This is a genomic window from Plantibacter sp. ME-Dv--P-095 (assembly GCF_030209365.1).
Taxonomy (GTDB): domain Bacteria; phylum Actinomycetota; class Actinomycetes; order Actinomycetales; family Microbacteriaceae; genus Plantibacter.
Genome location: NZ_JARVSB010000009.1, coordinates 1 through 23227 on the forward strand (window position 1 = coordinate 1; position 23227 = coordinate 23227).

Consider the following 23227-nt stretch of genomic DNA (forward strand, 5'->3'; position numbering starts at 1 on the left):
TCAAGGATCGGATGCTCCTGCCTTTGGCCATCACGACCGCCCTGCAGGGCAACTTCTCTAACTTACCACTTCTTCGGTTGTTGTCAAGTCGAGCGAGAGTCGATCTCGTTGAGCCGAAGCCCACCGGATCCTCACCGTCTCGATGACCCGAGATCTGGGAAGTTCCAACCTAGTCTTGAAGCGAGACAATCTCAAGTGTGAGTCTTGCTCACGACGAGACGCTCAGCTTTTGGCTGGGTGTCGGTCCCGCTTGAGGCCGGGAAGCTCTTCCGCTTCCCGCACCTTTGGGGTGACGAGTGATTACTTTACGCAGACCGCCAGGTCGTGGCAAATCGCCATTGCATCCCGGGCGTGTCGCCCGAATCCATGGGGATCACCGCTCGCCATCGTCTCCGATGCCCATCACCGCAGCGGTGTCCGAACCGGCAGCGGTGACCGACGCGACGGCCAGCGGGCTCCCACCCAAGGCGGTGAACATGTACTCGTCGCCGGCGGACGCCACCGACCAGCTCCGCTCACCCGTGGTCGCATCGATCCCGACGAGCCCGCCGTCCAACGTGAGGAGGAGCGTCCGCTCGCCGTATCCGACGAGGCTGCCCTCAGCGTCCTGTTCCTCGTAGCGGACCTCCCCGTTGCCGGCATCGACGCCGGTGTACCCGCCGTCACCGTCGCTGAGCATGATCGTGTCGCCGACGGTGTACGCGCCGTCCCACGTGCTCGTGAGTCCACTGCGCCATTCGACCTCGCCGGATCCGGGGTCGAGACGACGCACCCGCTCCCCCGACTGGTCGGCCACGACCAGGAGACCGGTCGCATCGAGGACCACCGGCAACGCCCCGGCCGCCTTCCACCGCTCGGCGCCGGTGCGGTCGTCGACCCCACGGATGGTCGTGTCGTTGCCGGAGTAGTCGATCGCGACGAGATCACCACCGACCTGCTGGTAGTACCAGGAGTCGTCACCCTCCCAGGCGATCGGCGAGCCGTCGGTGAGCGAGTAGACCGCTCCGTCGTAGAAGAGCTTGTCGCCGGCGGTGGTCGCCCGCTCGCCGGCGTCGCCCTCGATCTCCCAGATCGGCTCGGTCAGATCCGTCGACCGGTACCGACCGACCGTTCCCCTGCCGTCCGTGGTGGTCGACGAGATCAGCAGGTCCCCCTCGAGCCCCGGGACGAAGGCGGCCGGTGCGGCGAAGTCCGCGAAGCCGATCCCCTCGACACTCGAATGCTCCTGCGACGTGGAGACCACGTGTCCGTCGCGGCGACTCACCGCGACCATGAGGTCGCCCTGGTTGAGCACGATGGCGGCAGCATCGGGAGGCGAGACGACCACCGGGGCGTCGAACCGGTCGAACTCCGGGGAGAGCTCGGTCACACGGCGGTCCCAGAGCGTGTGCCCGTTGGCGGTGTTCACGAGGGAGATCACCGTCTCACCGGGGGCGTCGTCGAGGCTCGTCTGATCCAGCGGCCGGTCGGTCGACCACACCAGGAGCGCCGTGCTCGGACTCGCCGTGTACCCGTTCACGTACAGCTCGTCCCCCGCGGGCACCTCGTCGTCGAGCGGGTGGGCGAGATCCCAGGTCCCGACGGTCGGCTTCGTCGGGAGGTCCCGCAGTAACGCCAGCCCTTCGACGCGGTGCGGGACGGACGCGACCACGATGAGCACGACGACCACAATCGCGGCGACCACGGCTGCGGCGATCCCACCGAGCAGGAACCATCGACGCCGCGAGGGGACCCGTTTGGCCGAAGCCGGCAACGAGTCGGGATGCCAGACGGCGCGGGGGCCGGTGGTGCCCGCCTCCACCGTCTCCCCCGTCGCGGTCACCTGGAGCGTGTCCCGCGCCGTCGCCGCAGGCAGCTCGGCGGCTGAGGACGAGACCTCCGGGGACGTGGGCGGTGCCGACGTCGCGGGCGCGGGTGCGGGTGCCTCAGACGAGTCCGTCTCCGGGGAGGGCACCCCGCCGGGAGTGACAGCGGCGGTCCCGTCCTGGTCGACCGCACCGGTCGACGGCGTCGGCTCGTCCGTCGACGCCGTCCCGGACCTCGGCGCGATCTCGGTTTCGGTCTCGGCCTGCGTCCCGAGATCGCCCGCCGTCTCAGCGTCCGTGTCGGCCCCGCTCGCCGAGAGCTCTTCCGATCGCACGGGCAGCATGCTTCCACAGCTCGGGCACACGCCGTCGCGACGATCGACGATCTCGGTCCCGCACGCCTCGCAGAGCTGCACTCGGAGCATCCCTCTCAGATTCGACGACGATCGCGACGCCGTGGTCGGCGGATCAGGCGGACGCGTCGTCCAGGAAGACCCCGGCGAGCGTCCGCTTACCGCGACGGATCACGGCCACCCCACCGGGGAGGAACCGACCCGCAAGCGTGGCGTCGACATCGTCGATCTTCCGGTTGTTCACCGAGACGCCCCCCTGGGTGACCGCGCGCCTGGCCTCGCCGAGGCTCGAGCAGAGTTCCGTGTCGACCAGCGCCTGGATGACCAGGGTGTCCTCGCCGGTGGCGCGGTTCGGGAGCTCTGCGACGGCGGAGCGGAGCGTGTCCACGTCCAGTGCCTCGAGCTCGCCCTGCCCGAACAGCGCGGCGGACGCGGCGATGGCGGCGTCCGTGGCCGTCGTCCCGTGGACGAGCGCGGTGACGGCGTAGGCGAGCGTCTTCTGCGCCTCACGCCTGAACGGTTCGGCCTCGGTCGCGGCCGCCAATCGCTCGATCTCGGATCGGTCGAGGAAGGTGAAGACCTTCAAGCGCGCGACGACGTCCGCGTCGTCGGTGTTCACCCAGAACTGGTAGAACGCGTACGGACTCGTCATGCTCGGGTCGAGCCAGACCGCGTTGCCCTCGCTCTTGCCGAACTTCGTGCCGTCGGAGTTCGTGATGAGCGGGGTCCCGATCGCGTGGACGTTCGCCCGCTCCACCCGGTGGATGAGGTCGGTGCCGCTCGTGAGGTTGCCCCATTGGTCGCTTCCGCCGGTCTGCAGCACGCACCCGTACTCGCGGTAGAGCTCGAGGTAGTCCATGCCCTGGAGGATCTGGTAGCTGAACTCGGTGTAGCTGATGCCCGCCTCGGAGTTGAGCCGCGCACTCACCGCGTCCTTCTTGATCATCGTGCCGACGCGGTAGTGCTTCCCGATCTCGCGCAGGAAGTCGATCGCGGACAACGGCGCCGTCCAGTCGAGGTTGTTGACCATACGAGCGGCGTTGTCGCCCTCGAAACTCAGGAAGCGTTCGATCTGGGCGCGCAACGACTGCACCCATTCGGCGACCGTGTCCGGGGTGTTCAAGGTGCGTTCGGCGGTGGGCCGAGGATCGCCGATGAGCCCCGTCGACCCGCCGACGAGTCCGAGCGGCCGGTGACCGGCCAGCTGGAGGCGACGCATGACGAGGAGCTGGACGAGGTTGCCGAGGTGCAGGCTCGCCGCGGTGGGGTCGAACCCGCAGTAGTAGGTGATGGGGTCTCCCGCGAGCAGGGCCTTCAGCTCCTTTTGGTCGGTCGACACGTGGACGAGCCCGCGCCACACGAGTTCGTCCCAGATGTCCTCGAAGGCTGGATCGTTGCGCTGTTCAGGGAGAGCGAGGTTCGACACGCGTGTAAGGCTATCAGCGCCGGATCGACCGCCCGATCGACCGAGGGCGGCGCTGTGCCAGGACCCGCTCGTCGACTTGCGGTATTTTCTCTCAGTCGTGCGAGTTGTTGAAATTCCTGCATGGAGGGTCTACGGTGAGCGTGAACCGACTGACGGGAGGAATGCCGTGTTCGTCCTCACCGTCGACCAGATCGCCAGCCGGACCGGCCCGGACCGCGCCGGAACCGTCATCGACGCCGTCAACGAGCGGTTCCGGGACCGTCTCCTCCTCCCCGCGGAACGGACGGCGGGCGACGAGTTCCAGCTCGCCACCGAGGACGCCGAGCTGGCGCTCACGATCGCCCTCGACCTGCTGCGTGACCGGGGATGGAGCGTGGGCGTCGGTCAAGGAGACGTCCGCCGACCGCTTCCCGAGTCGACCCGCGCGGCCACCGGGCAGGCCTTCTACGCCGCGAGGGACGCCGTCACCCGCGCCAAGCGCGCGCCCTTCCGATTCGCGCTGGACGCCGCCGACCGGGAACGAGGCGCCGACCTCGAAGCACTCATCGTCCTCCTGTTGCACCTCCGGGACCGCCGCACCGCCGGCGGCTGGGAGGTGGCCGACCTCCTCGCCTCGGGTGCGACGCAGACGGAGGCGGCGGAACGGCTCGGGATCACGGAGAGTTCCGTGAGCCGCCGAGTGGCCGCGGCCGGCATCCGAGCCGAAGCCGCGGCGACCACCGCGCTCGTTCGACTCCTGGTCGAGCTCGACCAGCACTCGGACACCCCCCATTCCGTCGATCGAAAGGACGAGCGATGAACCTCTTCGTGCTCACCCCGCTCACCTGGCCGACCATCGTCGGCCTCCTCGGGAGCGCCCTGCTCTTCCTCCTGCTCGGGCGGCTGCTCGCCGCGCGGCTGGCGAACCGGCTCATGGTCGCCCTCGCCGTCCTGATGGCGACCGGCGCGCTCGCGACGGCCCTCGTCCCCGCCACCCCGCCGAGCGGCCCGGCCCTCCTGCTCCTCGGCACCTTCGTCCTCGCCGTGGCGGTCGCGGGCGGCGGGCCGGTCGCGTCGTTGGTGCTCTCGCTCGCGACGAAGGGCACCGTGGCACCCGGTGTCCACGGCGGCATCCTCGTGGGAGAACGGCACACGGGCGAGTCGCAGGTCGTCGGCCGTCCGATCGAAGTCCTCCGCGGCGGGATGGCCATCGGCGTCCTCGAACGGCTCGCCCTCGTGGCCGCCCTGTTCTCCGGCTATCCGGAGGCGATCGCCGTCATCGTTGCGGTCAAGGGCGTCGGCCGTTTCAGCGAACTGGACTCGGCCGAGGCACGCGAACGGTTCATCATCGGCTCGCTGGCCAGCCTCCTCTGGGCGGCAGGCGTGGCGTCGATCCTCGTCATCGCTCGGGGCTGAGCCGCTCGTCAGTCGGCGGCCCGGGGCGACCGACGATAGGGCGAGACGGTCGCCTCCCCGGGAAGGACGAACCGCCACGGATACGCCGCGCCACCGCCGACCCCGCTGACACCGGTCCTCGGCCCGCTCACCGGATCCGACACCCGCTGCGGCAAGGCGAGGTCGAACGGCGGAGCGGCGAGGTCGTCGCCGGACTGGGCGAGCGTCACGCCGAGGGCGACCGTCAGCCGTGCCGGCCCTCGGGCGAGGTCACGGGCGGACACGCGCTCGCCTCGACGCCGTCGGGCGAGCTCCTCGCCTCCGACGACCTCTCCGGCTCGCAGCAGCACCGCCGACGCGGTTCCGGCCGGCGAGCACACCACGTTGATGCACACGTGCATGCCGTAGCTGAAGTACGCGTACAGGTGGCCTGGCGCACCGAACATCGGACCCGTCCGAGGTGTGGGTCCGCGATGGGCGTGCGAGCCGGGATCCTCACCGACGCCGAGATAGGCCTCGACCTCGGTCAGCCTGACCGACACGGTGCCCTCCGGCGTCGTGTGGGACAGCACCGCGCCGAGCAGCGCCGGCGCGACCTCCAAGGCCGACGCCGAGGTCAACGCGTGCAACGCACCGGCCGCCGTCATGAGACCCGGCGCCGCCTACAGCGTGAGGGCCTGCGACAACGCGCCGACCCGGCCGACGAGCGTGACGAGCTGGTCCTGCACCCGTTCCGGCGCCGTGCCACCAGCACCGAGTCGGCTGCCGATCGAGCCGTCCACCGTCAGGACGCTCCGGACCTCAGGGGTGAGGTGCTCGGACACGCCGGCGAGCGCGGCGTCGTCGGGTTCGTGCAGGGCCAAGCCCCGCTCCTCGCAGTATTTGACGAGGGCCCCGCTGATCTCGTGCGCGTCCCGGAAGGCGACCCCCTGCTTCACCAGCCACTCGGCCACGTCCGTCGCGAGCGAGAAGCCCTCAGGCGCGAGCTCGCGCAGACGCGCCGTGTCGAACCGCAGTGTCGCGACCATCCCGGTGAACGCCGGGAGCAGGACCTCCAACTGGTTCACGGAGTCGAAGACCGGCTCCTTGTCCTCCTGCAGGTCGCGGTTGTACGCGAGCGGCAGTGCCTTGAGGGTCGCCAGCAGCCCGGTCAGATTGCCGATCAGCCGGCCGGACTTCCCTCGGGCGAGTTCGGCGATGTCGGGGTTCTTCTTCTGCGGCATGATGCTCGAGCCGGTCGAATAGGCGTCGTCGAGGGTCACGAAGCCGAACTCGCGGGTGTTCCACACAATGATCTCTTCGGCGAACCGCGACAGGTTGATCCCGATCAGCGAGGTGATGAACGCGAACTCGGCGACGACGTCACGACTCGCCGTCGCGTCGATCGAGTTCTCGGTGGGGCGGTCGAGGCCCAGCTCCCGAGCGACGAGCACGGGGTCGAGGCCGAGCGAACTCCCGGCGAGTGCTCCGGATCCGTAGGGTGACGCACTCGCTCGGGCCAGCCAGTCACGGAGCCGTTCCAGGTCCCTGGTCAGCGGCCAGGCGTGCGCGAGCAACTGGTGCGCGAGCAGCACCGGCTGGGCGTGCTGCAGGTGTGTCCGGCCGGGCATCGCCGCATCGGGGTGTGCCTCCGCCTGGGAGACGATCGCATCGATCAGGTGGACGACCTCGCGGGCGATCGCCCGGCCGTGATCGATCAGGTAGAGCCGGACGAGCGTGGCGATCTGGTCGTTGCGGCTGCGGCCGGCGCGCAGCTTCCCGCCGAGTTCCTTCCCCGCCCGCTCGACGAGGCCACGTTCCAGCGCGGAGTGCACGTCCTCGTCACTCTCCGCGGCGACGAAGACGCCCTCGGCGACATCCGCGTCCAGTCGGTCGAGCGCGGCGAGCATGTCGCGGAGTTCGGCGTCGTCCAGGTAGCCCGCCGCGGCCAGTGCCTTCGCGTGGGCGCGGGAGCCGGCGATGTCGTAGGCGGCGAGGACCCAGTCGAACTGCGTCGACTTGCTCAACCTCGCGAGCTCCGGCGACGGTCCGCTCGCGAACCGTCCTCCCCAGAGGGCTCCCGATTCGCCTGCACGGTTCTGCTGTTCTGCCACGATGGGCCTCCTGTACTGCTCGCGTCCGAAGCGCTCCGGACGGGTCGATGTGGCTGAAGCGGTGGTGGGTCAGGCCGCGGAACCGGTGTGCTGCTGTTCCAGCAGCCAGACGAGCAGGGCCTTCTGCGCGTGGAGGCGGTTCTCCGCCTCGTCCCAGATGATGCTCTGCTCGCCGTCGATCACCTCGGCCTCGACCTCGAAGCCGCGATCGGCCGGCAGACAGTGCATGAACACGGCGTCGGCGGCGGCCAGCCCCATGAGTCTCCGGTCGACCCGGTAGCCGCCGAAGATCGCCACACGCTGTGCCTTCTCGTCCTCTTTGCCCATCGACACCCAGGTGTCGGTGATCATGACGTCGGCGCCCGCTGCGGCCTCGTCCGGGTCGGTCGTCACGAGGATCGACCCGCCCGTCGTCTCGGCGATGCGTTCCGCGTCCGCGACGACATCCGGCGACGGAGCGAACTCCGCGGGCGCCGCGACCCGCACGTGCATGCCGGCGGTCGCGCCGGCGAGCAGGTAGGAGTGCGCCATGTTGCTCGCGCCGTCTCCGAAGAACGACATCGTCAGCCCCGCCAGACCGCCCTTGTGCTCACGGATGGTGAGGAGGTCGGCGAGCAGCTGGCACGGGTGGAAGTCGTCGGACAGGGCATTGACCACGGGCACGGTCGTTCCAGCGGAGATCTCCTCCAAGCCGGACTGCGCGTAGGTGCGCCAGACGATCGCCGCGACCTGGCGTTCCAGCACCCGAGCGGTGTCCGCCGCCGTCTCCTTGCCGCCGAGCTGGCTGTTCGCCGTCGAGATGATGAGCGGGGACCCACCCAGGTCGGCGATGCCGACGGCGAAGGACACCCGCGTGCGCGTGGAGGACTTGTCGAAGATGACCGCGACGGTCTGCGGGCCGGCCAACGGCTGACGGGACCAGCGGTCCCGCTTGAGCTCGGTGGCGAGATCGAGGATCTGGGCCTGCTCGGCCGGGCTGAGGTCGTCGTCGCGGAGGAAGTGACGGGTCATGACTGAGAGTCCTGTTCGTGAGGGTCGGTGGCCGGTCAGGCCTGGACGGCGTCGAGCGCGGCGCGGAAACGCGTGGTGAACTCGTCGATCTCGGCGTCGCCGATGATCAGCGGGGGTGCGATGCGGATGCTCGTCGCGTTCGGTGCGTTGATGATGAGGCCTCGCTCGAACGCCGCGGCGGACAGCTCCGCCGCCACGGGTGCGCTGAGGCCGATGCCGATGAGGAGGCCGTGTCCGCGGACCTCCTCGATCAGGGGTGATCCGATGGCCGTGATCACCGCCCGGAGCTGCTCGCCGCGGACGGCCGCGTTCTCGACGAGACCGGCACGCTCGATCTCCTCGAGCACCGCGTTGGCCGTCGCCGTGGCGAGCGGGTTGCCGCCGAAGGTGCTGCCGTGTTGGCCGGGTCCGAACAGCTCGGACGCCGCACCGAAGGTCACCAGCGCGCCGATCGGCATACCACCACCGATGCCCTTCGCGACGGTGATCGCATCCGGGATGATGCCGGCGCGCTGGAAGGCGAACCACTCCCCCGTGCGGCCGGCGCCGGTCTGGATCTCGTCGATGATCAGCAGCACCCCGTGCGCCTCGGTGAGCGCGCGGGCTCGGGCGAGGTAACCGTCCGGGAGGTCGACGACGCCGGCCTCGCCCTTGATCGGCTCGACGATCAGCGCGGCCACCCGATCATCGAGTTCCGCTTCCAGCGCCTCGATCGTCGTCGGGATGTGTTCGACTCCCCCGGGAAGCGGGTGGAACGCCTCCTGCAGGGCAGGCTTGCCCGTCAACGCGAGCGCGCCGAAGGTACGCCCGTGGAAGGAGTTCTCCAGGGTCAGCACCCGAGTCCGGGAACCGTCGCCGACATTCAGGCGCGCGAGCTTGAACGCCGCCTCGTTCGCCTCGGCACCCGAGTTCGCGAAGTACACCCGACCGCCGTCGTCGGCACCCGCCAGCCGCTTCAACCGGGCGGCGAGCTCGAGTTGCGGCGGAGTCGAGAAGTAGTTCGAGACGTGCGCGAGCGTGCTCGCCTGCCGGGTGACGGCGCCGACGAAGGCCGGGTGCGCGTGTCCGAGCGCGTTGACCGCGATCCCGGCGAGGAAGTCGAGGTAGCGGTTGCCCTCGGCATCCCAGACGTGACAGCCCTCGCCTCGGGTCAACATCGCGATCGGCGTGTTGAACGTACGCATCATGTCCCGTTCGACGCGGGACTTCCAGTCGCTCATGAGTCCTCCGGGACGACCTCGGTGCCGGAGCCGTTCTGGGTGAACACCTCGAGCAGGATGGAGTGCGGCACGCGGCCGTCGATGATGGCCGCCTTCGCGACGCCACCGTCGACGGCGTCGAGGCAGGCGGTCATCTTGGGGATCATGCCGGATTCGAGGCTCGGAAGCATCTGCCGCAGCTCCGTGGTCGTGATCCGCGAGACGAGCGAGTCACGGTCGGGCCAGTCGCTGTACAGACCGGCCACATCGGTCAGGATGACGAGCTTCGCCGCGCCGAGTGACACGGCGAGCGCAGCGGCGGCGGCGTCCGCGTTGACGTTGAGCGTCTGTCCGGGGTGGTCGAGGTCTGGAGCGATCGAGGACACCACCGGGATGTTCCCCGCGTCCAGGTAGGCCTGCACGGACGAGGGTTCGACGGTCACGACGTCGCCGACGAGGCCGATGTCGACGGGCTCCCCCTCGACGACGACGGAACGACGGCGTCCGCCGAACAGGCCGGCGTCCTCGCCGGAGAGGCCGGCCGCGAGTGGACCGTGCTCGTTGATACGGCCGACGAGCTCAGGGTTGACCTGGCCGGTGAGCACCATCCGGACGACGTCCATGGCCTCCGGCGTGGTGACCCGGTATCCGCCGCGGAACTCACTGTGGATGTCGAGGCGTTCCAGCATGGCGGAGATCTGGGGTCCTCCACCGTGGACGACGACGGGCTTGAGCCCCGCATAGCGCAGGTAGACCATGTCCTCGGCGAAGGCCTGGGCGAGTTCGTCGCTCACCATGGCGTTGCCGCCGAACTTCACGACGATCGTCTGGTCGCGGAAGGCCTTCAGCCAGGGCAGGGATTCGATGAGGGTGGCCGCCTTGATGGCAGCCTCCTCGGGCGAGTTGTCTCGGTACTCCGTCATCGTCAACTCGCGTACGCGCTGTTCTCGTGCACGTAGTCGTGGGTGAGGTCGTTCGTCCAGATGGTCGCGCCCGCCTCGCCGGCGTGGAGGTCGATGAGGACGTGCACGGCACGGGGAGCGAGGTCGACGAGTTCACGCGGCTGATCGGGCTCTCCCGCCGTGCACACCTGGACACCGTTCATCGCCACGTCGATCCCGTAGGGGTCGAATGCGGCGCCCGTGGTCCCGACGGCCGCGAGCACGCGACCCCAGTTCGGATCGTTGCCGAAGACGGCGGCCTTGAACAGGTTGCTGCGCGAGACGGCACGAGCGACCTCGACGGCGTCGTCCTCTGAGGACGCCCCGACGACCTCGATGGCGACGTCGTGGGCCGCGCCCTCGGCGTCGGCCTGCAGCTGGAGGGTGAGATCGCGGCAGACCTCGGTGAGTGCCGCGATGAAGTCGGGCAGGTCCGGGGTCGCTCCGCTCGCCCCGGAGGCGAGCAATGAGACGGTGTCGTTGGTGGACATGCAGCCGTCGGAGTCGAGACGGTCGAAGGTGACCCGCGTCGCGCTCCGGAGGGCGCGGTCGAGTTCCGCCGGCTCGAGGACCGCGTCGGTCGTGATGACGACGAGCATGGTGGCCAGCCCTGGCGCGAGCATGCCGGCTCCCTTGGCCATCCCGCCGATGGTCCACCCGTCGGCCGATCGATGCGTCGCCTGCTTCGGCTTCGTGTCGGTCGTCATGATCGCGGTCGCGGCATCGAGGCCGGCCGCCTCACCGGCGCCACCCTCCATCGTGATCGCCCGGGTCGCATCCCAGACGCCGGCGGTCAGCTTGTCGAGGTCGAGCTGCTCGCCGATCAGTCCCGTGGAGCAGACGAGGACGTCGCCCGCGGAGACCTCGAGGCGCTCCGCGACCGACTCCGCCGTCGCATGCGTGGTCTGGAACCCGCGCGACCCCGTGTAGCAGTTCGCGCCACCGGAGTTCAGGACGATGGCCGAGACGATGCCGTCCTCCATGACCTGCTCGCTCCAGAGGACGGGGTTCGCCTTGCACCGGTTGCTCGTAAACACCGTCGCCGCATGCTGCAGCGGTCCGACATTCTGGACGATGGCGAGGTCGAGCCCGCCCGAGGTCTTGAGGCCGCAAGCGACCCCCGCCGCCACGAATCCTGCTGCTGCTGTCACACTCACGGTGCCACTCCGTTCACACTGAGGCCGGTCGACTCGGGGAGTCCGAGTGCGAGGTTCGCCGATTGGATCGCCGCTCCGGCGGTCCCCTTCACCAGGTTGTCGACGGCGGTCACGACGACCACGCGTCCGACGGCCTCGTCGACCGCCAGCCCGATGAGCGCGGTGTTCGCACCGAGCACGTCCGCCGTCCGCGGGAAGGCCCCCTCCGGCAGGACCTGCACGAAGGGTTCGCCCTCGTAGGCCGACTCCCACGCGGCGCGCACCTGCGCGCCCGTGGTGCCCGGGACGATCCGCGCCGTCGAGGTCGCCAGGATGCCCCGCGACATCGGCACGATGACCGGGGTGAAGGAGATGGTCGCCACGTCCGCTCCCGCGGCTCGCAGGCTCTGCGTGATCTCGGGGATGTGGCGGTGGGTCCCGCCGATCGCGTACGGGTTCGCAGAGCCGAGCACCTCGCTCGCCAGTAGGTTGAGCTTCAGGCTCTTGCCGGCGCCGGACGGGCCGACCGCGAGCACGGAGACGAGGTCGAGCGGCTCGATGACGCCGGCGGCGATGCCTGGCGCGAGCGACAGGGCGACCGTGCTCGCGTTGCACCCGGGGGCGGCGATCCGCTTGGCGCCGACGAGTGCGTCGCGGCCCCGGCCGGTGGTGGTCTGCAGTTCGGGCACGCCGTACGCCCAGGCACCGAAGTAGTCGCCGCCGTAGAACGCGTCCCAGTCGCCCTCGTCGACGAGCCGGTGGTCGGCTCCACAGTCGACGACCAGCGTCTCGGGCGGGAGCGAGGCGGTGACCTCCCCCGACTTGCCGTGCGGCAGGGCCAGGAAGACGACATCGTGCCCGGCCAGGACCTCGGGCGTCGTCGCCTCGAGGACCAGATGCCGGAGCGATCGGAGGTGTGGCTGGTGGTCGATGAGTGGTTGACCGGCGTTCGCGTGCGCGGTCACCGTCGTGACCTCGAAGTCGGGATGGTCGGCGAGCAGCCGAAGCAGCTCGCCTCCTGCGTAACCGGATGCGCCGGCGACGGCGACAGAGAAGGACATGGCTCTACCTTATTGAGTGGACGCTCGGGTGGCGGAGGCGGCGACTCCTGGACGACTGCACCGTCTCGTGGACCGTGCGGGCATCGGGGTCGCCTAGCGTCGCTCTGCGGTGGAGCGCGTGGACACGCGACGGCGAAGGGCGCGGAGCGTGATCGCCCGCGAAGAACCCTGTGCCTGGAAACGTGCCATGCCGAGAGCGTACTACGGCGACGAGGATGCGGACGAATCCGGACCGGCCGCCGCGCGCTCCGCGATGAGCGCCGCCTGGACCCGGGACCGGGCATCCAGCTTCACGAGGATCCGCGACACGTGTGTGCGCGCCGTCGCCTCCGACAGGCTCAGCGCGGCGGCGATCCCCGCGTTGCTCAGTCCCGCTCGGAGCTGCGCGAGCACCTCCCGCTCCCGCGGTGTGAGGGCGGCCAGTCCCGGGTGGACGGTGACCGGACCGGTGACGACGGGAGGGCTCGATGCCGCCAGACGGTCGAGTACCCGGCGCGTCACCTCCGGAGCGAGGACCGCCTCCCCCGCATGGACACGACGGATGGCATCGACGAGGCCGGCGGCCGAGACCGTCTTGACGAGGAAGGCGTTCGCCCCGGCGGCGAGCGCGTCGTCGACGTAGCGGTCGATCGCGAAGGTCGTGAGCACGATGATCGCCGGCGGCGGGTCGACCGCGGCGAAGATGGCCGGGATCGCGTCGATGCCGGAGGCCCGCGGCATCTGCACGTCGAGGAGGACGACGTCCGGCCGGTAGCGGGTGGCCTGGGTGACGACGGACTCCCCGTCCACCGCCTCGGCGACCACCATGATGTCGTCCGGCTCGGCGAGCAGGGCACCCAACCCGGCCCTGACGGCCGCGTGGTCGTCCGCGATCAGGACGGAGATCGTCATGTCGTCATCCCCGCGGTGACCCGGGCCGGCGGCGTTCGAAGCATCCCGGTCGGCACCGTCACCGACATCCGCCACTCGGCACCGTGAGGGCCTGCGGTGAGGTCCCCTCCCACCAGCCGCGCCCGCTCCGCCAGGCCGACGAGGCCGACGCCGCCGGAACCGACGAGGGCCGATGCGACCGGCGACGACGGCAGCGGATTGCTGAGCACGACCGAGAGTGCGCCCGGCGGCAGCGAGATCTCGACCCGCACCCGCGCGCCCGGCGCGTGCTTCGCGGCGTTCGTCAGCCCCTCGACGAGGGTCCGCAGTCCGACGATCGACGTCTGCGCCGGGACCTCGGCGAGCGCCGCGTCCCCCGGCATCCGGAGGTCGATCTCGACACCGCTGGCGCGGGCGACGTCGACCGCACGGGCGATCTGCTCGCCGGTGAGACGGTCGGGCGCCGATACCGGCACGTCTGCGGAGGGGTCCCCCCGCAACACATCTATCATCGTGCGCATGTCCGCCAAGGCTTCCAGACTGCCGGCTCGGACGAGTTCCACGGTGTGACGGAGGGTCGCCTCGTCGGCAGGCGTCCGTCGTTCCAGCGCCGCGGTCGACTGCATGGCGATCGCCGACAGGTGTCCGGCGATGACGTCGTGGAGTTCGCGGCTGAGTTCGAGCCGTTCCCGGGTGACGGCGTCCTGGCGGAGGGCGGTGGCGGCCTGCGCGATCGTGTCGGCACGCTCCCGTTGACGTTCCGCCTCGAGGCGCGGGTACCGCACCATCCTGCCGAACCAGATCGAACTGGCCAGGATCACGGGGACGGTGATGAGCGAACCCAACAGGACGCCTCCGTCCAGACGCGCGGCCGCGACGACGTCGTCGGTGAACCAGAAGACCGCGAAGACGCTGACCGCTGCGACCGCGATCGCCGTGCACACGAAGGCGGCGATGTCGACGAGGCGCGACCGTGAGTAGAGGGCGGCGGCGTAGGCGAGGTCTGACAGCACGACGAGGACCCCGACGCTGCTGCTGCCCGTCGACAGCGCTTCCGCAAGGGCGATCAGCGCCCCCAGCAGGAGCATGGTCAGCGGGCGGCGTCGCCGGAACACGTGCACGACCAGGACGGCGGCGAGGAAGACCAGCATCACCGGCGCCGTCGACGGGGTCGCCGCCATACTCCAGGGGATCTGGAATCCGATCAGCGCGAACAGGAGCCCGACGACGGCGCAGACGACGGTGACGACCGGTTCCCGGTGTCGACTCACCCATGAGCGAGGTCCTTCAAGCGCAGCCATGCGTCCATCAGACCAGTTCCCGGCGGTAGACGCGAGCGCCGGAGGGACGACGCGCCCGTACGCAGTTCCGCTGACGACGCCGGCGCAGGATCCGCAGCTCGGTCGATGTGGGGCAGCACGCCGCTGCGGGAGCATCGGGACATGGACAGCTTCACGGAACTCTTCGGGACCAGCCCGCTCATCTGGGCCATCCTCGGCGCGGAGGGCGCGTTCTGGATCCTCCTCTTCGGCGGCTTGGCGGTCCGCTACCTGCTGCGGCGGCGGCTGCTCAGTTCGATCATGCTGATCGGGGTGCCGCTCGTCGACCTCGTCCTCCTCGTCCTCACCGCGATCGATCTGGCCGGCGGCGAGGAACCGAACCTCACACACCTCCTGGCGACCATCTACCTGGGATTCACCGTGGCCTTCGGACACGCGCTCATCACGAAGGCCGACGGCTGGTTCGCCCACCGGTTCGCCGGGGGCCCGGCACCGCAGGCGAAGCCGAAGTCCGGGCCCGCGTACGTTCGGGCCGCGTGGCTCGAATGGCGTCGGGTGCTGCTCGCCGTGAGCATCGCCATCGGCGGACTCCTCGCGATGCAGGCCATGGTGGGGTGGTCCGTGCCCTCATCGTTCGCGGAGGCGAACGACGACGTCATCTGGGGCATGATCGTCAAGCTGCTCGCCATCACGGCGATCTGGCTCGTCGCAGGGCCGGTGTACGCGGTCCTGTTCCGGAGCGCCGCGGCACAGCCCGACACCACGGAGCGGGTATCCGATCCGATTCGGTCGCACTCAAAGCCTTAGCGGGGGTGCGCTATCTCATATCTGAGATAGCATGACGCCATGGAAGATACGGCAACGTCTGAACGAACTGACCCCGCTGCGCCGCTCCGGCAGGTCGGAGCACTCATCCGCGGGGCACGACAGGGACGCAAACTCACCCAGGCCCAACTGGCTGAACGCGTCGGCACGAGCCAGAGCGCGATCAACCGGATCGAGCAGGGCAGCCAGAACATCAGCATCGACCTCCTGAGCCGGATCAGCACCGCGCTCGAGAGCGAGATCGTCAGTTTCGGCGAGCAGAAGAAGAACTCGCACCTCCGCGTCCAGGGCGGACGCAGACTCCACGGGAGCATCGAGGTCCGCTCGAGCAAGAACGCCTCGGTCGCCCTGCTCTGCGCGGCGCTCATGAACCGAGGCCGCACCACGCTCCACGGCATCGCCCGCATCGTCGAGGTCGACCGCATCATCGACGTCCTGCGCAGTCTCGGCGTCTCCGTCGTATGGTCGCCCGACGGCCAGGACGTGGAGATCCACGTGCCCGACGACCTCTCGCTCGCGAGCATCGACGAGGACGCCGGACGACGCACCCGCAGCGTGCTCATGTTCCTCGGCCCGTTGCTCGGCCGATACGACACCTTCGCCCTGCCCTACGCCGGCGGCTGCGACCTCGGAACACGCACAGTCGAACCCCACCTCATCGCCCTGCGACCCTTCGGCCTGTCCATCGAGGCGACGGCCGGGTGGTACCAGGCCACCGTCGCTCCCGATGTGCCCGAGGAACTGACCGTCGTGCTGACCGAACGCGGCGACACCGTCACCGAGAACGCGATCATGGCCGCAGCCGTCCGGGACGGGGTCACGACCATCCGCAACGCCAGCCCGAACTACATGGTGCAGGACCTCTGCTTCTACCTCGAGCTCCTCGGCATCACCATCGACGGCATCGGCAGCACGACCCTCCGGATCACGGGCCGCAGCGCCATCAACGAGGACGTGGACTACTGGCCGAGCGAGGACCCGGTGGAAGCGATGAGCCTGCTGACTGCAGGCATCGTCACCGATTCGGAGGTCACCGTCACACGGGTCCCGATCGAGTTCATGGAGATCGAACTCGCGACGCTCGGGGAAATGGGCCTGCGTCACACCCGCTCCCCCGAGTACCCGGCGGCGAACGGTCGCACCCGGCTCGTGGACGTCACCGTGCACCCGTCGAAGCTGCACGCACCGATCGACAAGATCCACCCGATGCCGTTCCCCGGACTGAACATCGACAACCTGCCGTTCTTCGCCGTCATCGCCGCGTGCGCCGAGGGCGACACCCTCATCCACGACTGGGTCTACGAGGGCCGGGCGATCCACCTCACCGACCTCACGCGCCTCGGCGCGAACGTCCGCTTGCGCGACCCGCACCGCATCGACGTCTCCGGACCGACGCACTGGTCCGGAGCCGAGGTGAGCTGCCCGCCGGCACTCCGACCCGCCGTCGTCATCCTGCTGGCCATGCTCGCGGCGAAGGGCACGAGTGTCCTGCGGAACGTCGACATCATCGCCCGTGGGTACGAGCAACTGCAGGAACGACTCATCACCCTCGGCGCCTCGATCGAGACCTTCCGCGACTGAGTCAGCCGACGACGGACGCGGCCCCGCAGATCATCGATCCGCGGGGCCGCTTCGTCTGTCCTGGACCGACTCAGTCGCGGATGCTCGCGCCGAAGCGCTCCGCGGCCGCCGCCGCTCCGGCGAGCTTCGCGTCGCTCGCCTCCGCAGCCGTCAGCGTGCGATCCGACGCCCGGAAGCGCAAGGCGAAGGTGAGACTCTTGCTCCCGGCCGGCACCCCCGTGCCCCGGTAATCGTCGACGAGGCGGATCTGTTCGAGCAGCGAACCGGCCCCGTTCCGCACGGTCTCGAGCACGGCACCTGCGGCGACCGTCTCGGGCACGAGCAGTGACAGATCCTGCGTCGCCGCCGGCAGCGTCCGGACGCCGACCGCCTCGGGCACCGCGTCGCCGAGGGCGATGATGCGGTCGAGGTCGAGTTCCGCGACGGCCACGACGCGGGGCAGGTTGGCCGCCTCGGCGACCTGCGGGTGCAGTTCACCCGCATAGCCGACCAGCACGTCACCGACGTGCAGGGCCGCAGCACGACCAGGGTGCATCGCCTGGTGCGCGCCCTGGGACACCGTGATCTCGACACCGGTCGCGACGGCCACGGCCTGGACGGCCTCCAGCGCCTCGGCGATCCCCGCGGCGACCGCCGGCTGCCCCGGTTGCTTCGGCACACTGTTGCCGACGACGAGGAAGCCGAGGTGACGCGGCTGTGCCGGGACGCCCGCTTCGAGTTCGTCGAGCTGCTCGTCCGATGGTCGGGCTGCCCCCTCCGGCAACACCGACTGACCGAACGCGCCGTGCCGTGCAGGACGGAACACCGCCCCGAGCTCGAAGATCGCCAGGTCGGTCAGCCCACGCGACACGTTGCGGTGAGCGACGGTGAGGAGACCGGGCACCATCGACGCCCGGAGATACGGAGCTTTGGCGTCGAGGGGGTTCGCGAGCTTCACCGACGGGAGTTCCCCCGGCTGGGCGGTACCGAAGCGGGCGTTCTCCTCGGCTGAGACGAACGGGTACGACAGGACCTCGGTGGCACCGCCGTAGGCGAGCGCGTCGGCGACGCCTCGGCGGAGTCGCTGCGAACGGGTGAGCCCGCGGCCCGGCGGGGCGACCGGGAGCACGGACGGGATGCGGTCGTAACCGAGGATACGAGCGACCTCCTCCGCGAGATCCTCCTTGCCGGTGATGTCGTGACGCCAGCTGGGCGGTGTCACGAGGAGGCCGTCGTCGGTGGCGGCGACGACCGCGCCGATCTCCGCGAGGGCCGACCGGGTCTCGTCGGCGCCGAAGTCGACCCCGACCAGTCCGTTGATGTACCCGTCGGGCAGCAGGATCGCCTCACGATCGGCAGCGGCGGCGACGGTCGATCCGAGCGCGTCCGGGCGACCACCCGCGAGGTCGACGAGCAACTGCGCGACCCGGCCGGCTGCTGCGATCGCGACCTGTGGGTCGACGCCGCGTTCGAAGCGCTTGGACGCCTCGCTCGGCAGCTTGTGGCGACGGGCGCTCCTGGCGATGGACACCTGATCGAAGTTCGCCGCCTCGATGAGGACGTTCCGGGTCACGTCGGTGATCTCCGTGTGGAGGCCGCCCATGACGCCCGCCAGACCGATCGGACCGGAGTCGTCGGTGATCAGGAGGTCCTCGTCGTGCAGCTTCCGTTCCTGACCGTCGAGGGTGACGAAGGTCTCCCCCGTCCGCGCACGTCTGACGACGATGCCGCCGGTGAGCGTGTCGAGGTCGTAGCCGTGGATCGGCTGGCCGAGCTCGAGCATGACGTAGTTCGTGATGTCGACGACGAGCGACACGGAGCGGATGCCCGCGAGCTTCAGTCTGGCGACCATCCAGGGCGGCGTCGGCCGGCTCGGGTCGACCTCGCGCACCACGCGCGTCACGAACACGGTCGAACCGACGCGGCCCCGGATCGGAGCCACGTCGTCGATGGTGACCGGGAACCCGTCGAGTTCGGTCGTGAAGGCGTCGGGCACACTGGACGCCGGATCGCGGAACCGAGCGCCCGTCGCGTGCGAGTACTCGCGGGCCACCCCGCGGATGGAGAACGCGTAGCCGCGGTCCGGCGTGACGTTCAATTCGACCGCCGCGTCGTCCAGACCGAGCAGGGCGATGGCGTCCGTACCGACGGGTGCCTCAACACCGATCGTCGAAAGCCGCAGGATGCCGTCGTGGTCCTCACCGAGGCCGAGCTCTCGGGCGGAGGCGATCATGCCGTCGGACACGTGACCGTAGGTCTTCCGCGCGGCGATCGGGAACGGGCCGGGGAGCACGGCTCCCGGCAGGGTGACGACGACCTGGTCGCCGACGAAGAAGTTGCCGGCGCCGCAGACGATGCCGCGTACGGCACCCTCGTCATCGCCCTCGGCGACACGCACCTGGCACCAGCGGATGGTCTTCCCGTTCGACTGGGGCTCCTCGACGAACTCGAGCACCTCGCCGACCACGATGGGGCCGGTCAGCTCGAAGACGTGGATGTCCTCCTCCTCGAGCCCGACACGGACGAGGGCCGCGTGGACGTCTTCGGGGGTGGTCCCCGGGGCGAGTTCGACGAACTCCCCGAGCCAGCTCAATGGAACACGCACGACTACACCACCATCCCGAACTGCTGGGAGAAGCGGACGTCGCCCTCCACCATCTCTCGCATGTCCTGCACACCGTCGCGGAGCATCAGCCCGCGCTCGACGCCCATCCCGAAGGCGAAGCCCGAATAGACGTCGGGGTCGATCCCCGCCGAGCGGAGCACGTTCGGGTTGATCATCCCGCACCCACCCCACTCGATCCAGCGCGGGCCGTCCTTGAAGGTCGGGTGCCAGAAGTCGAGCTCGGCGCTCGGCTCGGTGAAGGGGAAGTAGCTGGGGCGCAGTCGCACCTTCGCGTCGTCGCCGAAGACACTCTTCACGAAGTGGTCGAGGGTGCCGCGGAGATGCGCCATCGTGAGCCCCTTGTCGACGGCGAGGCCCTCGAACTGCATGAAGACGGGCGTGTGGGTGGCGTCGAGTTCATCCGTGCGGTACACCCGGCCCGGCGCCAGGACGTAGACCGGGAGCTCGCGCTCGAGCAGCGAGCGGACCTGGACCGGCGAGGTGTGGGTGCGCAGGACGAGGTGGGACTCGAGCGGCTCGACGAAGAAGGTGTCCTGCATGGCACGCGCCGGGTGGTCGGCGTCGAAGTTCAGGGCGTCGAAGTTGAACCACTCGCTCTCGACCTCCGGCCCCTCGGCGATCTCCCACCCCATGCCGACGAAGATGTCCGACACCCGGTCCTGCAGCAGGGTGAGCGGGTGCCTCGCGCCGACCGTGCGCCGCAGGGGCACCGCGGTGACGTCGATCGTCTCGGCCGCGAGGCGTGCCTCCGTCTCGGCGGCGAGGATCTCGTCCTCGCGAGCGCTCAACGCCTTGGCGACTCGACCACGCGCCTGGCCGACGAGCTTGCCGAGAGCGGCCTTCTGGTCGTTCGGCACACTGCGGAGCGAGCCGTTGAGGGTGGCGAGCGGTGAAGCCTCGCCGGCGTGGGCTGATCGGACCGCTTTGAGGGCGGCCGAGTCGGTGGCGGCGGCGATGGCTTCGAGAGCGGCATCGACCGCGGCGTTCACCGCTGGTTCGGAGATTGGGGATGCGTCGGACACGAGAGCCAAGTCTACCCAGGCGCCCGCCCCGCGGCGCGACCGGCTGCAACGCACCCGGTCGCCGCCGTCAGGGTGTGGGGCGTCCCGTCTGGTCCCCGAACTGCACGCCGATCAGCTGGGTCGTCGTCACCTCGGGAGCGGCCTGCTCCTTCGGCGTCCGAGGGGACCGACGCGTGCGTACCTCGACGATCTTCGCGACCCCGGACAGGATGAGGCAGAGCACGATGTAGATCGACCCCATGACGATGATGGACGGGATGATCGGACTGCCGTACAGCGCCTGCGACCCGAACTGCTTCGCCAGGTAGAGGAGCTCCTGGTAGGTGATGAGGAAGCCGAGCGCCGTGTCCTTCAACGCGACCACGAGCTGCGCGATGATGACGGGCAGCATCGCCCGGATCGCCTGTGGGAACAGGATCAGGCGGAGGACGGCGGACTTGCGCAGCCCGATCGCGTACGCGGCCTCGCCCTGACCCTTCGGCAGCGACTCGATGCCCGCTCGGAAGATCTCGGAGAAGACCGCGCCGTTGTACAGCGTCAGCGCGATGGCGACGGCGACGAACGGCGTCACGAAGGTGAAGCCGAGGGGCGGCAGCCCGTAGTACATGAGCATCATGAGGATGAGGACCGGGACGGCCCGGAAGAACTCGATGAAGATCGTGAAGGGGACGCTGATGATCTTGTGGTCCGACAGCCGACCGATCGCCAGCACCAGTCCGAGGACGACGCTGCAGACGGCGGCGACCGCGAAGGCGGACAGGGTCGCGCCCGTCGCTTGGAGGATCTGCTCCCACACGCGGGGGAAGGTGAAGAGCTTCCACTTCGAAGCGGTGAACTGCCCGGTCTCGATGAACCGGAAGACGATGAAGGCGAGGATGCCGGCGACGACGAGGACGGTCGCGACCCCGATCCACCGGTAGCGGACGACGGCCTTCGGGCCGGGGGTGTCGAACAGGACGGAGCTCATCGCGCGATCCTCCACTTCTTCTCGAAGGCCCGTTGGGCGAGGGACAGGAGCGACACGAGGGCGACGAAGATGAGCGCCACCCACAGCAGTCCGATGAGGAGCGGTTCACCGCGTTCGGACAGGTTCGCACGGATGGCACCGGCTTCGGCGACGGAGAAGCCCGCTGCGACGGTGGTGTTCTTCAGCAGGGCGATCAACACGCTGAACAGCGGCGGGAGCACCGCACGGAACGCCTGCGGGAGGATGACGAGTGTCATGGTCTGCCCGAACGGCAGGCCGATCGCACGAGCGGCCTCGGCCTGGCCGATCGGCACCGTGTTGACGCCCGATCGCAGGACCTCGGCGACGTAGGTCGCGGTGTAGAGGCTCAGTCCGATGATCGCGAGCGTGGTGTAGCTCACTTCCGGAAGCCCGAGTTTGGGGTAGCCGAAGGCGAAGAAGAAGAGGATGAGGGTGAGCGGGGTGTTGCGCACCGTGTTGACGTAGACGGTGCCGAACAGGCGCATGGCGGGCACCGGCGAGACCCGCATCGCACCGACGATGGTGCCGAGCACGAGCGCGAAGAACCCCGACACCACGAACAACAGCAGGGTGTTGCGGAAGCCGGTGACGAAGAGGTCGAGATTGTCGAGCAGGACGTTCATGTCGCGCACGCCTTTCGGGAGGGGGACGCCCGTGGCGGGCGCCTGGGCGGAGTCGACGGGACAGCTCCCCCGGACGGCCACTGGTGCGTGGCCGCCCGGGGCGCTGCTTAGTAGTCGTCGACCGCCGGCTGGGTCACCTTGGTACCCGAGGCGCCGAGGGTGGCGTCGTAGATCTTGGTCCAGGTGTCGCCGCCATCGGTGAACATCGTGTTGATGAAGTGGCGGAGCGCGTCGTCACCCTTCGGGAGACCGATGCCGTAGAGCTCGGTGCTGAACGGTTCGCCGACGACCTTGAGGGTGTCGGGGAACTGCGCCGCGTACCCGATGAGGATGGCCTGATCGGTCGTGACCGCGTCGACCTTGCCGTCGTTCAGCGCCTCGACACACTGCGAGTAGGTGTCGAACTCCTCCGTCTTGGTGTCGGGGAAGTTGTCCTTGATGTTCTGGATGGGCGTGGAACCGGTCGCCGAGCAGACGGTCTTGCCGGCGAGGTCGTCCTCGCCCTTGATGTCGTCGTTGTCCGCGGCGACGAGCAGGCCCTGGCCGGTCTCGAAGTACGGGCCGGCGAAGTCGATCTGTTCCTTGCGCTTGTCGGTGATCGAGTAGGTCCCGACGTAGTAGTCGATGTCGCCGTTCACGATCGCGGACTCGCGGTTCGCGCTCGGGATCGCCTTGAACTCGATCTTGTCGGCGTCGAAGCCGAGCGATGCGGCGATCCATGTCGCCATCTCGACGTCGAAGCCGGAGCGTTCGCCGGTGGCCGCGTCGAGGTACCCGAGACCGGGCTGGTCCTCCTTCACGCCGATGCGGACCTTGTCGGCCTTCACCATCGCGTCGTAGGTGGGGCTACCTTCGAGCTGGACGTCGGAGGCGACCTCGAAGAGGGCGCCGCCGTCGGACGCGCCGTCGGTCGATCCGGTGCCGGCGTCGCCGCCGCTGCACCCGCTGAGCGCGAGCGCTGCTGCAGCGACTCCCGCGGTGATGAACATGAGCCTCTTGCGCATGTTGTCCTTCCTTCCTTGGTGCCCGGGACG

At 69.5% G+C, this 23227-nt stretch carries 20 protein-coding genes; 4 read left to right on the forward strand and 16 right to left on the reverse strand.

What is annotated here, in order from left to right; genetic code table 11:
- Nucleotides 1-373: 373 nt before the first annotated feature.
- The gene (locus tag QRN26_RS12165) at nucleotides 374-2140 is read right to left on the reverse strand and encodes an outer membrane protein assembly factor BamB family protein (protein ID WP_285037057.1); all 1767 of its coding nucleotides are present in this window, start codon (nucleotides 2138-2140) and stop codon (nucleotides 374-376) included.
- Between the two features lie 133 nt (nucleotides 2141-2273).
- Nucleotides 2274-3584 carry a tyrosine--tRNA ligase gene (gene tyrS / locus QRN26_RS12170; protein ID WP_285037059.1) on the reverse strand — a complete coding sequence of 437 codons (1311 nt, stop codon included), beginning with the start codon at nucleotides 3582-3584 and terminating at the stop codon, nucleotides 2274-2276.
- A 166-nt stretch (nucleotides 3585-3750) separates the two neighbouring features.
- Here tyrS and QRN26_RS12175 point away from each other — a divergent pair, with 166 nt between their 5' ends.
- Together QRN26_RS12175 and QRN26_RS12180 are read left to right on the forward strand one after the other, a co-directional pair.
- A complete protein-coding gene (locus QRN26_RS12175; RefSeq protein WP_056012015.1) occupies nucleotides 3751-4383 on the forward strand; it encodes a hypothetical protein in 633 nt (210 codons plus the stop codon).
- A complete protein-coding gene (locus QRN26_RS12180) occupies nucleotides 4380-4979 on the forward strand; it encodes a hypothetical protein (protein ID WP_056781951.1) in 600 nt (199 codons plus the stop codon). Before QRN26_RS12175 ends, QRN26_RS12180 begins: the two co-directional genes overlap by 4 nt.
- Before the next feature lie 8 nt (nucleotides 4980-4987).
- Here QRN26_RS12180 and QRN26_RS12185 read toward each other — a convergent pair whose 3' ends face one another.
- The 9 genes from QRN26_RS12185 to QRN26_RS12225 form a co-directional block, all read right to left on the reverse strand.
- Nucleotides 4988-5605, reverse strand: coding sequence for a DNA-3-methyladenine glycosylase (locus QRN26_RS12185; RefSeq protein WP_285037062.1), 618 nt, complete (start codon nucleotides 5603-5605; stop codon nucleotides 4988-4990).
- Nucleotides 5606-5620: 15 nt separating this feature from the next.
- Complete coding sequence (argH, locus tag QRN26_RS12190; RefSeq protein WP_285037064.1) at nucleotides 5621-7051, reverse strand: argininosuccinate lyase; 1431 nt, start codon at nucleotides 7049-7051, stop codon at nucleotides 5621-5623.
- A 69-nt stretch (nucleotides 7052-7120) separates the two neighbouring features.
- A complete protein-coding gene (gene argF / locus QRN26_RS12195) occupies nucleotides 7121-8062 on the reverse strand; it encodes an ornithine carbamoyltransferase (protein WP_056781948.1) in 942 nt (313 codons plus the stop codon).
- A gap of 35 nt (nucleotides 8063-8097) precedes the next feature.
- Nucleotides 8098-9282, reverse strand: a complete 1185-nt coding sequence (locus QRN26_RS12200) for an acetylornithine transaminase (RefSeq protein WP_056781946.1) — start codon at nucleotides 9280-9282, stop codon at nucleotides 8098-8100.
- Complete coding sequence (gene argB, locus QRN26_RS12205; protein WP_285037066.1) at nucleotides 9279-10184, reverse strand: acetylglutamate kinase; 906 nt, start codon at nucleotides 10182-10184, stop codon at nucleotides 9279-9281. The genes QRN26_RS12200 and argB overlap by 4 nt, the downstream gene beginning before the upstream one ends.
- Nucleotides 10185-10186: 2 nt before the next feature.
- The gene (gene argJ / locus QRN26_RS12210) at nucleotides 10187-11359 is read right to left on the reverse strand and encodes a bifunctional glutamate N-acetyltransferase/amino-acid acetyltransferase ArgJ (RefSeq protein ID WP_056012035.1); all 1173 of its coding nucleotides are present in this window, start codon (nucleotides 11357-11359) and stop codon (nucleotides 10187-10189) included.
- The gene (gene argC, locus QRN26_RS12215; protein WP_285037069.1) at nucleotides 11356-12399 is read right to left on the reverse strand and encodes an N-acetyl-gamma-glutamyl-phosphate reductase; all 1044 of its coding nucleotides are present in this window, start codon (nucleotides 12397-12399) and stop codon (nucleotides 11356-11358) included. Before argC ends, argJ begins: the two co-directional genes overlap by 4 nt.
- A 201-nt stretch (nucleotides 12400-12600) precedes the next feature.
- Complete coding sequence (locus QRN26_RS12220) at nucleotides 12601-13290, reverse strand: response regulator (RefSeq protein ID WP_285037070.1); 690 nt, start codon at nucleotides 13288-13290, stop codon at nucleotides 12601-12603.
- Nucleotides 13287-14540 carry a sensor histidine kinase gene (locus QRN26_RS12225; protein WP_285037072.1) on the reverse strand — a complete coding sequence of 418 codons (1254 nt, stop codon included), beginning with the start codon at nucleotides 14538-14540 and terminating at the stop codon, nucleotides 13287-13289. The genes QRN26_RS12220 and QRN26_RS12225 overlap by 4 nt, the downstream gene beginning before the upstream one ends.
- 171 nt (nucleotides 14541-14711) lie before the next feature.
- Here QRN26_RS12225 and QRN26_RS12230 point away from each other — a divergent pair, with 171 nt between their 5' ends.
- Together QRN26_RS12230 and QRN26_RS12235 are read left to right on the forward strand one after the other, a co-directional pair.
- On the forward strand, nucleotides 14712-15356 hold the full coding sequence (locus QRN26_RS12230) for a hypothetical protein (protein ID WP_285037074.1): 645 nt from the start codon (nucleotides 14712-14714) through the stop codon (nucleotides 15354-15356).
- A gap of 39 nt (nucleotides 15357-15395) precedes the next feature.
- Complete coding sequence (locus QRN26_RS12235) at nucleotides 15396-16955, forward strand: helix-turn-helix domain-containing protein (RefSeq protein WP_285037075.1); 1560 nt, start codon at nucleotides 15396-15398, stop codon at nucleotides 16953-16955.
- Nucleotides 16956-17025: 70 nt separating this feature from the next.
- Here QRN26_RS12235 and pheT read toward each other — a convergent pair whose 3' ends face one another.
- From pheT to QRN26_RS12260, 5 genes are all read right to left on the reverse strand, one after another.
- Nucleotides 17026-19539, reverse strand: a complete 2514-nt coding sequence (gene pheT / locus QRN26_RS12240; protein WP_285037076.1) for a phenylalanine--tRNA ligase subunit beta — start codon at nucleotides 19537-19539, stop codon at nucleotides 17026-17028.
- Nucleotides 19540-19541: 2 nt separating this feature from the next.
- Complete coding sequence (gene pheS, locus QRN26_RS12245) at nucleotides 19542-20582, reverse strand: phenylalanine--tRNA ligase subunit alpha (RefSeq protein WP_056012053.1); 1041 nt, start codon at nucleotides 20580-20582, stop codon at nucleotides 19542-19544.
- A gap of 67 nt (nucleotides 20583-20649) precedes the next feature.
- Nucleotides 20650-21549 (reverse strand): amino acid ABC transporter permease, encoded by a 900-nt coding sequence (locus QRN26_RS12250; RefSeq protein WP_056013355.1) that lies wholly within the window; start codon nucleotides 21547-21549, stop codon nucleotides 20650-20652.
- Complete coding sequence (locus QRN26_RS12255; protein WP_056013357.1) at nucleotides 21546-22193, reverse strand: amino acid ABC transporter permease; 648 nt, start codon at nucleotides 22191-22193, stop codon at nucleotides 21546-21548. The genes QRN26_RS12250 and QRN26_RS12255 overlap by 4 nt, the downstream gene beginning before the upstream one ends.
- A 107-nt stretch (nucleotides 22194-22300) precedes the next feature.
- Complete coding sequence (locus QRN26_RS12260; protein ID WP_056012056.1) at nucleotides 22301-23197, reverse strand: glutamate ABC transporter substrate-binding protein; 897 nt, start codon at nucleotides 23195-23197, stop codon at nucleotides 22301-22303.
- Between the last annotated feature and the right edge of the window lie 30 nt (nucleotides 23198-23227).

Excerpts from the sequence above, each read along its gene's own strand:
- QRN26_RS12180 (WP_056781951.1), top strand. The coding sequence starts at position 4,380 with ATGAACCTCTTCGTGCTCACCCCGCTCACCTGGCCGACCATCGTCGGC.
- QRN26_RS12185 (WP_285037062.1), bottom strand. The coding sequence starts at position 5,605 with ATGACGGCGGCCGGTGCGTTGCACGCGTTGACCTCGGCGTCGGCCTTG.
- argF (WP_056781948.1), bottom strand. The coding sequence starts at position 8,062 with ATGACCCGTCACTTCCTCCGCGACGACGACCTCAGCCCGGCCGAGCAG.
- QRN26_RS12200 (WP_056781946.1), bottom strand. The coding sequence starts at position 9,282 with ATGAGCGACTGGAAGTCCCGCGTCGAACGGGACATGATGCGTACGTTC.
- argB (WP_285037066.1), bottom strand. The coding sequence starts at position 10,184 with ATGACGGAGTACCGAGACAACTCGCCCGAGGAGGCTGCCATCAAGGCG.
- argC (WP_285037069.1), bottom strand. The coding sequence starts at position 12,399 with ATGTCCTTCTCTGTCGCCGTCGCCGGCGCATCCGGTTACGCAGGAGGC.
- QRN26_RS12220 (WP_285037070.1), bottom strand. The coding sequence starts at position 13,290 with ATGACGATCTCCGTCCTGATCGCGGACGACCACGCGGCCGTCAGGGCC.
- QRN26_RS12230 (WP_285037074.1), top strand. The coding sequence starts at position 14,712 with ATGGACAGCTTCACGGAACTCTTCGGGACCAGCCCGCTCATCTGGGCC.
- QRN26_RS12235 (WP_285037075.1), top strand. The coding sequence starts at position 15,396 with ATGGAAGATACGGCAACGTCTGAACGAACTGACCCCGCTGCGCCGCTC.
- QRN26_RS12250 (WP_056013355.1), bottom strand. The coding sequence starts at position 21,549 with ATGAGCTCCGTCCTGTTCGACACCCCCGGCCCGAAGGCCGTCGTCCGC.
- QRN26_RS12255 (WP_056013357.1), bottom strand. The coding sequence starts at position 22,193 with ATGAACGTCCTGCTCGACAATCTCGACCTCTTCGTCACCGGCTTCCGC.
- QRN26_RS12260 (WP_056012056.1), bottom strand. The coding sequence starts at position 23,197 with ATGCGCAAGAGGCTCATGTTCATCACCGCGGGAGTCGCTGCAGCAGCG.